The organism is Granulosicoccus antarcticus IMCC3135 (assembly GCF_002215215.1).
Taxonomy (GTDB): domain Bacteria; phylum Pseudomonadota; class Gammaproteobacteria; order Granulosicoccales; family Granulosicoccaceae; genus Granulosicoccus; species Granulosicoccus antarcticus.
Map to the genome: position 1 here is coordinate 2,483,937 of NZ_CP018632.1, position 12,937 is coordinate 2,496,873.

Genomic DNA, 12,937 nt, shown 5'->3' on the forward strand with positions numbered 1-12,937 from the left:
TGTTTGCCGGAGAATATTGATGAGTTCTGTACCTGCTGATGTCAACTTGCCCGATCCAGAATCGGTGTTGAGTGAGCACTCGATCGAAGAGATCAATGAGTGGATGACACGATTCCCGGATGAGCGAAAGCAGAGTGCTGTGCTGGCTGCACTGAGCATTGCTCAGCACCAGAATCAAGGCTGGTTGTCTACCGAATTGATGGATGCGGTGGCAGCCAAGCTGGAAATGCCACCAATTGCTGTCTATGAAGTGGCCAGCTTCTATTCCATGTTCGAAACCCGGCCTGTGGGTCGCCACTGTGTGGCGATCTGTACCAACATCAGTTGCATGCTGATGGGCTCTGACAACATAGTGAATCATGTCGAGAAGAAGTACGGCATCAAACTCGGCGAATCTACCGAAGACGGAAAGATCTACCTGAAGGTCGAGGAAGAGTGTCTCGCGGCTTGCTCGGGCGGTCCGATGATGCAAGTGGATCACGTTTATCACACCCAGCTCGATCCGGGAAAAGTAGACGAGATTCTGGATGCGCTTGACTGAAACTTCGACGAACAGGACAATCAGGATTACGCCATGAGCGATCAACAATTGCCTGCATCCCTGGCCCCGATGAACCAGGTTTGCTATACGACTTTACAGTTTGACGAGCCCTGGACCTATGAAAACTACCTGAAGATCGGTGGTTATCAGGCGTGGCAGAGAATTCTCGATGAAAAGCTGTCCCCCGATGATGTGGTGCAGATCGTCAAGGATTCTGGCCTTCGTGGTCGTGGTGGAGCAGGGTTTCCGACAGGCTTGAAGTGGAGTTTCATGCCCAAGAATGGCGGGCAGAGCTACTTCGTCATTAATTCTGATGAGTCCGAGCCGGGTACCTGTAAGGATCGCGATCTGATTCGCTTCAATCCGCATGCGCTGGTAGAAGGCATGTTGATCGGCAGCTATGCCATTCGCGCCTCGGTCAGCTACAACTACATGCGTGGCGAATTCATGGATGAGGTTTATAGAAACTTCATGCAGGCCATCAAGGATGCCTACACCAACGGTTGGGCCGGTAACGATATAAGAGGTAGTGGCATTGATATCAAGGTAGTTGGTACCTTGGGTGCTGGTGCCTATATCTGCGGCGAGGAGACCGCCTTGCTGGAATCACTGGAGGGCAAAAAGGGTCAACCTCGTTTCAAGCCGCCTTTTCCAGCAGGTTTTGGACTCTACGGTCGTCCGACCACCATCAACAACACCGAATCCGTTGCCAGTGTGCCGGCGATCATTCGCAATGGTGCGGAATGGTTCAAGGGCATGGGTATTGAATCGGCGGGTGGACAGAAATGCTTCTCCGTGTCTGGTCATGTTGCCAAGCCCGGAAATTTCGAAATCAACCTCGGGACGCCATTCGCTACTCTCATGGAACTGGCTGGCGGAATGAAGGATGGTATTCCTCTGAAGGCGGTCATTCCGGGTGGTTCTTCTGTACCGGTTGTGCCCGGTGAAATCATGATGGCGACCAATATGGACTACGATTCCATCTCCAAGGTTGCAGGCTCCATGCTGGGCTCTGGTGCGGTCATCGTCATGAATGAAACGACTGATATGGTGCTGGCTCTGCGTCGAATCTCACGTTTTTACTATTCGGAGAGTTGTGGCCAGTGCACACCTTGCCGTGAAGGCACGGGCTGGCTATATCGTATGCTGAGCCGCATTGTCGACGGCAAGGGTCTGCCTGAGGACATCGAAAAACTTGAAGACGTTGCAGGCAAGATTGCCGGACGCACCATCTGTGCGTTGGGTGATGCCGCGGCCATGCCTGTGCAGAGCTTCGTGAAGCATTATCGTCACGAGTTCGAGTATTACATCCAGAATGGGCGCAGTATTGTGTCCGACCAACTAGGGGCGGTTGCCTGACGTACAATCAGGTCCAGTCCCACCTCTCGTGTTATCCCGACGAAATACCTTAAATGAGTGACGACACAATCCAGATTACCGTCGACGGCACATCGCTGACGGCGAAGCGTGGTCAAATGCTGATCGAGGTTACCGATGCTGCGGGCATCGATGTGCCGCGTTTTTGCTACCACAAGAAGCTTTCGGTTGCGGCCAACTGTCGCATGTGCCTCGTGGAAGTCGAGAAGGCACCCAAGCCATTGCCGGCCTGTGCGACACCGGTCATGCCTGACATGATTGTGCATACCGCCTCGAAGCTGGCGCGTGATGCGCAAAAAGGAACCATGGAGTTCCTGCTGATCAACCATCCGCTGGATTGCCCTATCTGCGATCAGGGTGGTGAGTGCGAACTGCAGGATGTGGCCATGGGCTACGGCAGTGGCGCTTCTCAATATACCGAAGGCAAGCGGGTCGTCTTTGACAAGTACATTGGACCTCTGATCGCAACCGAAATGACTCGTTGCATACACTGCACGCGCTGCGTTCGGTTTGGCGAGGAGATTGCCGGCATTCGTGAGCTTGGAGCAACAGGGCGCGGCGAGAATGTCCGTATCGGCACCTATATTGAAAAATCAGTGGTTTCTGAAGTCTCGGGCAATGTCATCGATATCTGTCCGGTAGGAGCCTTGACTGCCCGGCCTTCACGCTACACAGCACGTGCGTGGGAATTGTCGCAACAGCCCTCTGTATCGCCGCACGATTCTGTCGGTTCCAACATTTACGTACATATGGACGGCTCTACGGTCAACCGTGTGGTGCCTCGCGATAACGAGTCTATCAATGAAGTCTGGATTGCTGATCGCGATCGATTCAGCTATCAGGGATTAAAAAGTGCCGATCGATTGCAGTCACCCATGGTTCGCATTGATGGGGCTCTACAGGCGACTGATTGGCCAACCGCTCTTGCGGCCGCGGCGCTGAAATTGAAAGATACCGATCTGGGTGTGCTGGTTTCGCCCAGTATCACGCTGGAAGAGATGTATCTGGCTCAGAAGCTGGGTCGTGAGCTGGGCAGCAATAATATTGACCATCGACTTGGGCAAGCAGATTTTTCTGCTCAGGATGCAGCCCCCGGTATGCCATGGCTGGGTATGGGACTGAATGATCTTGAAACTCTGGATGCAGCTTTACTGGTCGGGTCCAATATTCGCAAGGACCAACCGATAGCAGCTCTGCGTTTGCGCAAGTCGGCGCTGAAAGGGGCCTCCATCAGTTTTATCAACCCTCGACACTTTCCGCTGCACTTTGATGCCGCCGAAAACATTGCCACTCGTTATGACAGCATGGTGTCAGAGTTGTTCTATGTCGCCAGCGCGGCAGGTGCTGAACTGGGCAATATGCAGAACAAGCCTGATAGTAAGGGTGATGAACGTCATCAGCGCATCGCAGACGCCCTGAAGAGCGGTGAACGTGCGGCGGTGTTCCTCGGAAATATATCGGTTCAACACCCGCAATTTGCACAACTGCAGTATCTGGCCAATGCACTGGCCCGTGCAACGGGTGCCACTCTGGGCATGTTGCCAGAGCGCGCCAATACCGCCGGTGCCTGGTTGGCCGGTGTGGTGCCGCATCGCCATGCGGGTGGAAAGTCTGCGGCTGGTGCTGCGGGGCTCAATGCTCGCCAGATGCTGGATACACCATTGAAATCCTATCTGTTGGTAGGAGCCGAACTTGAATTCGATGCAGTAAACCCATCTCAGGCCATGAAGGCGCTTGAAGGTGCAAACGGTGTGGTTGCCATCAATTCCTATATGAGCGACAGTCTGTCGCAGTACGCTGATGTCGTACTGCCGGCGGCAACGTTTACTGAAACGTTTGGTACCTATGTCAACGCTACCGGTAACTGGCAGAGTTCTCGGGGTATTACCAATCCGCCTGGTGAGGCCCGACCTGCCTGGAAAATATTTCGGGTTCTGGCCGACGAGCTGGAGCTGGATGGGTTTGGTTACGATAGTCCGGAAGATATCACGCGCGAACTGCAGGCCAAGTGTGGCGATATACAGCTGGGCAACCTGACTGATTTTGCAACGGTGCCAGATTTCACCGCGCCACAGGATGGCGTGATGCTCAGGGCAGGGGAGACACCAATCTATGCAACTGATCCGATTGTTCGTCGCTCGCAACCATTGCAGAAATCACTCGATGGCAAACAGGCTTTCGCCTCGATGGCGAGCTCCGAATTGCAGAATTTGTCGTTGAACGAAGGTGACTCGGTCAGCGTTCGACAAAATGGCTCAGCCGTCACGTTGCCGGTGAAGCTGGATAACAACGTACCCGTTGGCTGTGTCTGGGTGCCGATCGGATTGCCCGAGACCGCTGCATTAGGCGAAGTATTCGGCGCAATCGAGGTGAGTAAAGTCTGATGGATGCACTGATTCTCACTATCTGGACGCTGTTCAAGATCGTTCTGATTCTTGTGCCTCTGATTCTGTGTGTTGCCTATCTGACGCTGGCAGAACGCAAAGTCATCGGCTCAATGCAAGTCAGAGTCGGCCCCAATCGAGTCGGTTATAAGGGACTGGGGCAGCCTTTTGCAGATGTATTCAAATTGCTGTGCAAGGAAATCATCATTCCGACCAATGCATCGCGATTTCTGTTTCTGACAGCCCCCATCCTTTCGCTGGCTCCGGCCTTTGCAGCCTGGGCGGTTATCCCGTTTGCGGATGGCATGGAGCTGGCCAACGTCAATGCCGGTCTGCTCTATGTGCTGGCGATGACCTCTATCGGGGTTTACGGCGTCATCATCGCAGGCTGGGCCTCCAATTCGAAATATGCGTTTCTTGGTGCCATGCGTTCCGCGGCACAGATCGTTGCCTACGAAATTGCCATGGGTTTTGCGCTTATTGGTGTACTGATGATGTCAGGTAGCCTGAATTTAGGAGATATCGTGCGTTCTCAGTCAGGCGGTTTCTTCTACTGGAATCTTTTTCCATTGCTGCCTCTGGCTGTGGTGTATTTTATATCGGGTGTTGCAGAGACTAACCGGGCGCCCTTTGATGTGGCAGAAGGCGAGTCTGAAATCGTCGCCGGTTTCCACGTGGATTATTCAGGCTTTGCCTTTGCCTTGTTCTTCCTGGCTGAATACGCGAACATGATCATGATCGCAGCATTGACTGCGATTCTGTTCCTTGGTGGCTGGATGTCACCGATCGATGGTGTCGGCGATGGCATCCACTGGTTTCTGATCAAGACCGCAGCCATGCTCTTCATGTTCTTGTGGCTCCGGGCAACATTTCCACGTTATCGCTATGACCAGATCATGCGTCTGGGTTGGAAGGTTTTCATTCCGGTTACCATCGTCTGGATTGCCGTGGTCGGATTTGCCATCTACTTCGAAGTAGGTCCCTGGTTCAGCACTGTGCGCTCTGGCGTTCTGTAGAGTCGAGAGTCAAACATGACAGGACAAATCAGTAAATACATCAAGAGCTTTACCCTTTGGGAGCTATTGAAAGGCTTGAGCCTGACGGGCAAGTACTTCGTGTCCGGCAACATCACCATTCAGTACCCGGAAGAGAAGACTCCTCAGTCGAACCGTTTTCGTGGATTGCATGCTTTGCGTCGCTATTCAAATGGAGAAGAACGGTGTATTGCCTGTAAGTTGTGCGAAGCGGTCTGTCCAGCGCTGGCTATCACCATCGATTCAGAGCAGCGTGACGATGGAACTCGTCGTACCACTCGTTATGACATTGATCTGTTTAAATGCATTTTCTGCGGATTCTGTGAAGAGGCCTGCCCGGTTGACTCGATCGTTGAAACACGAATATTCGAATATCATTTTGAAAACCGTGGTGAGCAGATCATGACGAAGGACAAGCTTCTGGCGATTGGTGACAAGTACGAAGCACAGATTGCTGCCGATCGGGCTGCCGATGCGCCGTTCCGGTGAAAAGTTCATACTCATGCCCAACCAGTGCCAGCGAGCTTTACTCTGCATGGCCAGACCTGAAGGACCAAACCAGTGACGTTTGAACTGATCATTTTTTATGTGTTTGCGGCGATCATGGTTTTTGCTGCAGCGCGCGTCATAACGGCCCGTAATCCTGTGCACTCGGCCTTGTTTCTGGTACTGACATTCTTTACCTGTTCGGGTATCTGGTTGTTGCTGGAAGCTGAATTTCTGGCAATCGTGCTGGTAGTGGTTTACGTCGGTGCCGTCATGGTGCTTTTCCTTTTTGTCGTCATGATGCTGGATGTCAATGTCGAGCCACTGCGCGAAGGCTTTGTAAAATACTTGCCGGTTGGTTTGTTCGTCGGAGTGATCATGTTGGTAGAAATGGTCTTTCTCATCACACAGCGCTACTTCAAGAATGATCAGTACCCTATCCCTGAGCGTGCGACTGCTGAAGCCATGAGCAACACCGAGTCACTCGGGCGTTTGCTGTATAGCGAGTATCTCTTCCAGTTCGAAATTGCTGCCATCATTCTGCTGGTAGCCATTGTTGCCGCGATCGCGTTAACCATGCGTCGTCGGCCGAATACCAAGTATCAGTCGCCATCAGAGCAGGTTCAGGTACGCAAGCAGGATCGATTGCGTATCGTTCAGATGCCTTCCGAAAAACGTTCTTCCTGAGGCCAAAACAGACACTCATGATTACTCTGTCGCACTATCTGGCCCTTGGCGCCGTGCTGTTCTGTCTGAGCGTGGTCGGTATATTCCTGAACCGGAAAAACGTCATCATTCTGCTGATGTGCATCGAGCTGATGCTACTGTCAGTCAACATGAATTTCGTGGCGTTCTCTCATTTTCTCGGTGATGGGGCAGGGCAGATCTTCGTCTTCTTCATCCTGACCGTTGCGGCAGCGGAGGCAGCTATCGGCCTCGCTATACTGGTGGTGTTGTTTCGCAACCGTTCGACCATCAATGTTGCCGATCTAGACGCACTCAAAGGCTAGCCAACGTGAAGTTACTCTACACACTCATTCCGCTGGCACCGCTTCTGGCAGCAATCGTTACTGGCCTGTTTGGTCGACGTATCGGTCGTGACAATGCTCACCGTGTGACCATTGCAGGTGTTGCTTTCTCTTTGCTGTTGTCGGTGTACGCCTTCTTCCACGTCGTGGTGGGTGAGGCTGCACCGTTCAACGAAACGCTGTACACCTGGCTGGTCAGTGGCAACATCAAGTTTGAAATCGGTTTTCTGGTCGACAATCTGACGGTGATGATGCTGCTGGTTGTCAACTTCGTCTCACTGATGGTGCATATCTATACCATCGGTTATATGCATGACGATGACGGATATCAGCGTTTCTTCAGCTATATCTCGCTGTTTACCTTTTCCATGTTGATGCTGGTCATGTCCAACAACTTTCTGCAGTTGTTCTTTGGCTGGGAAGCGGTGGGTACGGTGTCCTATTTGCTGATCGGTTTCTACTACAAGAAAGAGACTGCCATCTTCGCCAACATGAAAGCCTTTCTGGTCAACCGGGTTGGGGATTTCGGCTTCGTTCTGGGTATCGCCGGTATTGTCATGTATACCAACAGTCTGGCTTATACCGATGCGTTTGCGGCAGCCCCCGGGCTGGTCGGTCAGACCATCAACATTGTGGGCAGTTCAGAGTGGGATGTTCTGACTGTGCTGTGCATCCTGCTGTTCATTGGTGCGATGGGTAAGTCGGCACAGGCGCCACTCCATGTCTGGCTGCCAGATTCCATGGAAGGACCTACACCTATCTCGGCACTGATTCACGCAGCAACCATGGTGACTGCCGGTATCTTCATGGTGTCGCGAATGTCACCACTGTTCGAACTCTCGGAAACTGCTCTGAGCTTCATCCTGATCATCGGTGCATTCACCGCCTTCTTCATGGGGCTGATCGGCATGGTGCAAAACGACATCAAACGGGTCATCGCCTATTCAACGCTGTCACAGTTGGGCTATATGACCGTAGCACTGGGCGTTTCTGCGTACTCGGCTGCCATGTTCCATCTCATGACGCACGCCTTCTTCAAGGCTCTGCTGTTCCTGGCCGCTGGTTCTGTGATCATAGCGATGCATCATGAACAGGACATCCGCAAGATGGGTGGACTGCGCAAGATCATGCCGACCACTTATTGGACATCTCTTATCGGATCGCTGGCACTTATTGGCTTTCCGGCGTTCTCCGGATTCTATTCCAAGGACATCATTATTGAGGCAGTGCACGCCTCGAGCATTCCAGGGGCACATATTGCTTATTGGGCGGTGCTGGGCGGCGTCTTCGTGACCGCGTTCTACTCTTTCCGTCTGTTCTTTCTGGTTTTCCATGGCAAGACACGGATGGATAAACACACCGAAGAACATGCCAAGGAATCTCCGAAAGTGGTTACCGTACCGTTGATCCTACTGGCCATTCCATCGCTTATCATCGGCGCGTTGACTGTGACGGCCGTGGTGTACGGTGATTACTTCAAGGATGTTATCTATGTGGCACCGGAACATGCCGTACTGGAGCAACTGGGTGAGGAGTATCATGGTCCCTTGCAGTTCATCATTCATGCATTTAATGCCCCTGCGGTTTATATCGCGGCGGTCGGTGTGGCGACGGCCTTTCTGTTCTATATCCTTGCTCCGTCCATTCCGACATTTCTTGATTCAAAGCTGGGTTTTTTGCGTCGCATACTGGACAACAAGTACGGTTTCGACGATTTCAACCAGGCGGTCTTTGCCCGTGGCAGTGTTGCCCTTGGTCGTCAGCTTTGGCAGAAGGGTGACATCAAAGTGATTGATGGTGCTCTGGTTAATGGAGCGGCCAACAGTGTGGGCTGGCTGGCTGGCATTTCGCGCAATATCCAGAGCGGTATGTTGTTCCACTATGCGTTTGCCATGATCCTCGGATTACTGGCTATGCTGACCTGGTTTCTTTTCGTCTGATTATCACGCCCGATTGAGATCGATACATTGAGCTTTCCTATACTGAGTCTGACGATCTGGTTGCCCATACTGGCTGGGGTGCTGATCATTGCCCTGGGCGATCGGCCGGCACGCAAGCTGGCGGGTGTGGCCTCCATACTGACCTTGCTGGCCAGCCTGCCTCTTTACTTTGGTTTTGATTCCGGTACGGCTGAGATGCAGTTTCAGGAGTCGTTGGCGTGGTTGCCGAGTTTCAATATCAACTATGCGCTTGGCGTGGACGGTATCTCCATGCCGTTGATCATCCTCACCACGATGATCAATGTGATCGTGGTGATTTCGGCATGGCAGGTGATCAAGGATCGTCCCGCGATGTACCTGGGTGCCTTCTCGATCATGACGGGTCTGATGGTTGGTGTTTTTTCCTCATTGGATGCGATGTTGTTCTACATCTTCTTCGAGGCCACACTGATCCCGATGTTCCTGATTATCGGAATCTGGGGTGGTCCAAAGCGTGTCTATGCAACCGTAAAATTCTTTTTGTACACCTTTCTGGGCTCGGTCTTCATGCTGATCGCCCTGATTTATATGTACAAGCAAGGCGGCAGTTTCAGCATCCTGAGCCTGCATGATCTGCCACTGAACCAGGACCAGCAATACTGGATATTCCTGGCTTTCCTTGCAGCTTTCGCGGTCAAGATACCCATGTGGCCGGTACATACATGGCTGCCAGATGCTCACGTTGAAGCGCCGACTGCAGGCTCTGCCGTTCTGGCTGCTGTCATGTTGAAGATGGGCGGTTATGGCTTTCTGCGATTCAGCCTGCCGATCACACCTGATGCCAGTGCCCATATGGATACCTTCATGATCGTCATCTCTCTGGTCGCGGTGGTGTATATCGGATTTGTGGCTTTGGCGCAGCGAGACATGAAGAAGTTGATAGCCTATTCATCCATTTCGCATATGGGGTTCGTCACGCTCGGTATCTTCATTGCCTTCCGTCTCATTGCCAAAGGCGATGATGCGGGTGTAGCGCTGGGACTTGAAGGCGCCATGATCCAGATGATTTCACATGGATTCATCTCTGCTGCCATGTTCCTGTGTGTCGGTGTCATGTACGACCGTGTTCATAGTCGCGAGATTGCGGATTACGGCGGTGTCATCAACACCATGCCTATCTTTGCAGCTTTCATGGTGTTCTTTGCCATGGCCAATGCAGGCTTGCCGGGAACCTCAGGTTTCGTGGGGGAGTTCATGGTCATACTGGCAAGTTTCAAGACTAACTTCTGGATTGCGTTCCTGGCCTCACTGACCCTGATACTCGGTGCTGCCTATACGCTCTGGATGGTCAAGCGCGTCATCATGGGGCCGATTGGCAACGACAAGGTGGCCGCATTGACTGATATTAATTCCCGCGAGTTCTGGATGCTGGCGCTGTTGGCAATGATGGTATTGCTGATTGGTGTCTGGCCGAATGTTATCGGTGGCGTCATGCACGCCTCGGTGGAGAACCTCGTGCAACACATTTCAACCTCCAAGTACTGAGCGCCTCATGGACAACCTGCAGATCGCGACGCCCGAGATCTTTCTGCTGGCGGCCACCTGTGCGGTGTTGGTCGTCGGCCTGTTTGTACAGGCGAAATCAAACACCGTTTACTGGCTGTCACAACTGACACTGGTTATCACACTGATCATGTCGTTATCGCAAATAGGCGATGATGCGGTGACTGGTCTGAGTGGTGCCTATACGGTTGATGTACTCAGCGCCAGCTTGAAAAGCTGGGTGCTGGTCATTGCCATAGGCATCTTCTTGTATTCACGCGACTATGTCGGTAACCGCAAGATTGCCCGTAGCGAGTATTTCGTACTGGGTTTGTTTGCTGTCGCCGGGATGATGATCATGGTGTCAGCCACTCATATGCTCAGCGTCTATCTGGGACTGGAGCTATTGGCATTGTCCCAATACGCCATGGTGGCCTTGCATCGTGACAACGGTCTGGCATCAGAGGCAGCCATGAAGTATTTCGTGCTGGGAGCTCTGGCTTCGGGCATGTTGTTATATGGCATGTCCATGATTTACGGGGCAACCGGTTCACTGAATCTCACCGTTATCGGTGACGTTCTGGCGGGCAACTCGGAAACACTCTCTGCAGAGCGCACTATCGGTGCACGCTTCGGCCTGACCTTTCTGATTGTCGGTCTCGCCTTCAAGCTGGGAGCTGTGCCATTCCATATGTGGGTACCAGACGTATATGAAGGTGCCCCCACCTCGGTCACCATGTTCATTTCGACAGCACCCAAGATTGCCGCATTTGCCATGTTGGTTCGTTTGCTGGTCGGAGGGTTGGAAACGCTGAGTGCTGATTGGCAGCAGATGCTGGCGATTCTCTCCGCACTATCGATGGTGGTTGGAAATCTGATTGCCATCGCGCAGACCAACATCAAACGCATGTTTGCCTACAGTACGATTTCGCATGTCGGCTTTCTGTTGATGGGGATCGTGGGTGCGACGAACGAAGGGTATAGCGCGTCCATGTTCTACGCCATTACTTATGCGTTCACCACACTGGCAGCCTTTGGCGTCATTCTGGCAGTATCTCGAGCAGGATTTGAGGCCGACCAACTGACAGATTTGTCCGGACTGGGCAAGAAGAACGCACTGTTGGCTGGTGTCATGTTGCTTGCCATGATTTCACTGGCAGGTGTTCCGCCGGCTGTTGGTTTTTACGCCAAGTTGAGCGTGTTGGAATCAGCGGTGGGCGCCGGTTTTACCTGGTTGGCCATACTCGGGGTGATCATGTCAGTGGTTGGCGCGTTCTATTACCTGCGTATTATCAAGATCATGTTCTTTGATGATCCGGCGGATGATATCGAAGTCAATCCTGCAGGTGATGTGACTGCTGGTCTGGCAATAAATGGTCTGGCTGTCATTGGTCTGGGTCTGGCCCCGGGTCTGATCATGGGGGCTTGTATCGCGGCCTTTGCCTGATTAAGGGTCTGCTTGCCTTTAGTGATGAAAACCCCTGGCTAGTCCGGGGGTTTTTGTTTAAGCCCTTAAGTAAACTCAGGCTTTTCGAGAGAACATTCTGCCAAGAAATGAGGGGCGCGGAGCAGGGTCGCTCGGTGTCGGTTTCAGTTGATTCCGAAGCTTCTGCTCTGCGACAACCGCCCATTTCATCGTGTTTGCTCGCAAGGTGGGTTCAGGAAAAGGTGATTGTTTGCGAATACTCTGTATTGCCAGGCCCATCGTATTGAACATCCTGTTCGGCGCATAGGACGTCTCCCAGGCGCGACGGGCTGCTTCGCCTCGTTCTTGCCACTGTGGTTCCAGCTCCAGCAGTATCTTTGGTATATCCGAAGTACGGGATTCGGGAACGCGTACAGCGAAACTCCAATCGACTTGCGGTGGTGCGACCCAGGAATCAGAGATGATGACGGGAACCCGACCTGATTCCATCGTTTCATAGAGGCGTAGCGAGGCCGGTCCGATACCCCTGGGGCAGAGGATGAACTTACTGCCAGCCATGGTTTGTGTATACAGTTTCTGGAAAGCGTACTTGGACGTCTGTATGGGATCCCATGTGCAGAAGTCCGATGTATCGATGATCCGGGCATTGTCATCCTTGAGCCTCAACACAGGTTTGCGGCAGGCGTGACTGGCAGAGCCAACAAAAGAGTAGAGCCATTGGCGTTCTGCCTTGCTGTGATAGATATCTTGTACACCTGAGTTGGTTGCTGTCAGGTAGGGGAAGGCGACTTGCTCTTCAGGATTGGTCAGTTCGCTCCCTAAGCTGCAGTAGAGTCCATGTAGTAAGGGCCATGCGCGGTCCATTTCGTTGTACATGAATATTTTTTCAGGATACATCCGGATCAACGGATGCTCCATGAGTGTATTGAAGCTCATATCCTGAAATTGAGTATTTTCGACAAATACGATGGCATCCGCCTTGTCGGGGTTGCGGGTCACCGTAAAGTTGCCTTGATCATCCAGCCTCTGCAACTGACGTACACGATCGAGGCAGGGATGGGTCGAGTAGGCAGAGGTGAAAAGCAGCTTCATCAAATCCTTCCAAAATGTAATGTTCAGTGCAATTTAGCACTTAGCCACTGAATTGGGCTCGGTATAGTTACCACTCGAATTGAGCCGTGAGATTTGCAACTATCCCCA

11 protein-coding genes are annotated in these 12,937 nt (G+C 52.5%); 10 read left to right on the plus strand and 1 reads right to left on the minus strand.

Translation table 11 applies throughout. The annotated features are described in order from the left end of the window. Window positions 1–19: 19 nt before the first annotated feature. From IMCC3135_RS10915 to nuoN, 10 genes are all read left to right on the plus strand, one after another. A complete protein-coding gene (locus tag IMCC3135_RS10915) occupies window positions 20–541 on the plus strand; it encodes an NADH-quinone oxidoreductase subunit NuoE family protein (RefSeq protein ID WP_088917629.1) in 522 nt (173 codons plus the stop codon). 69 nt (window positions 542–610) lie between these two features. After that, on the plus strand, window positions 611–1,900 hold the full coding sequence (nuoF, locus tag IMCC3135_RS10920) for an NADH-quinone oxidoreductase subunit NuoF (RefSeq protein ID WP_088921799.1): 1,290 nt from the start codon (window positions 611–613) through the stop codon (window positions 1,898–1,900). Window positions 1,901–1,953: 53 nt separating this feature from the next. Beyond that, a complete protein-coding gene (gene nuoG, locus IMCC3135_RS10925; RefSeq protein WP_088917630.1) occupies window positions 1,954–4,302 on the plus strand; it encodes an NADH-quinone oxidoreductase subunit NuoG in 2,349 nt (782 codons plus the stop codon). Continuing rightward, entirely contained in the window at window positions 4,302–5,318 is a 1,017-nt protein-coding gene (nuoH, locus tag IMCC3135_RS10930; RefSeq protein ID WP_088917631.1) for an NADH-quinone oxidoreductase subunit NuoH, read from the plus strand. The genes nuoG and nuoH overlap by 1 nt, the downstream gene beginning before the upstream one ends. 15 nt (window positions 5,319–5,333) lie before the next feature. Then, complete coding sequence (gene nuoI / locus IMCC3135_RS10935; RefSeq protein WP_088917632.1) at window positions 5,334–5,825, plus strand: NADH-quinone oxidoreductase subunit NuoI; 492 nt, start codon at window positions 5,334–5,336, stop codon at window positions 5,823–5,825. 72 nt (window positions 5,826–5,897) lie between these two features. Beyond that, entirely contained in the window at window positions 5,898–6,509 is a 612-nt protein-coding gene (locus IMCC3135_RS10940; protein WP_088917633.1) for an NADH-quinone oxidoreductase subunit J, read from the plus strand. A gap of 17 nt (window positions 6,510–6,526) precedes the next feature. Continuing rightward, window positions 6,527–6,832, plus strand: coding sequence for an NADH-quinone oxidoreductase subunit NuoK (nuoK, locus tag IMCC3135_RS10945; protein WP_088917634.1), 306 nt, complete (start codon window positions 6,527–6,529; stop codon window positions 6,830–6,832). Between the two features lie 5 nt (window positions 6,833–6,837). Beyond that, a complete protein-coding gene (nuoL, locus tag IMCC3135_RS10950) occupies window positions 6,838–8,790 on the plus strand; it encodes an NADH-quinone oxidoreductase subunit L (RefSeq protein WP_088917635.1) in 1,953 nt (650 codons plus the stop codon). A gap of 27 nt (window positions 8,791–8,817) precedes the next feature. Next, window positions 8,818–10,314 (plus strand): NADH-quinone oxidoreductase subunit M, encoded by a 1,497-nt coding sequence (locus IMCC3135_RS10955; protein ID WP_236994769.1) that lies wholly within the window; start codon window positions 8,818–8,820, stop codon window positions 10,312–10,314. Between the two features lie 7 nt (window positions 10,315–10,321). Beyond that, entirely contained in the window at window positions 10,322–11,758 is a 1,437-nt protein-coding gene (nuoN, locus tag IMCC3135_RS10960; protein ID WP_088917637.1) for an NADH-quinone oxidoreductase subunit NuoN, read from the plus strand. Window positions 11,759–11,833: 75 nt separating this feature from the next. On the opposite strand, the gene IMCC3135_RS10965 is transcribed toward nuoN, so the two are convergent. Then, window positions 11,834–12,829: an exostosin domain-containing protein gene (locus IMCC3135_RS10965; RefSeq protein WP_088917638.1), complete on the minus strand. Its 996-nt coding sequence runs from the start codon at window positions 12,827–12,829 to the stop codon at window positions 11,834–11,836. Window positions 12,830–12,937 lie beyond the last annotated feature (108 nt).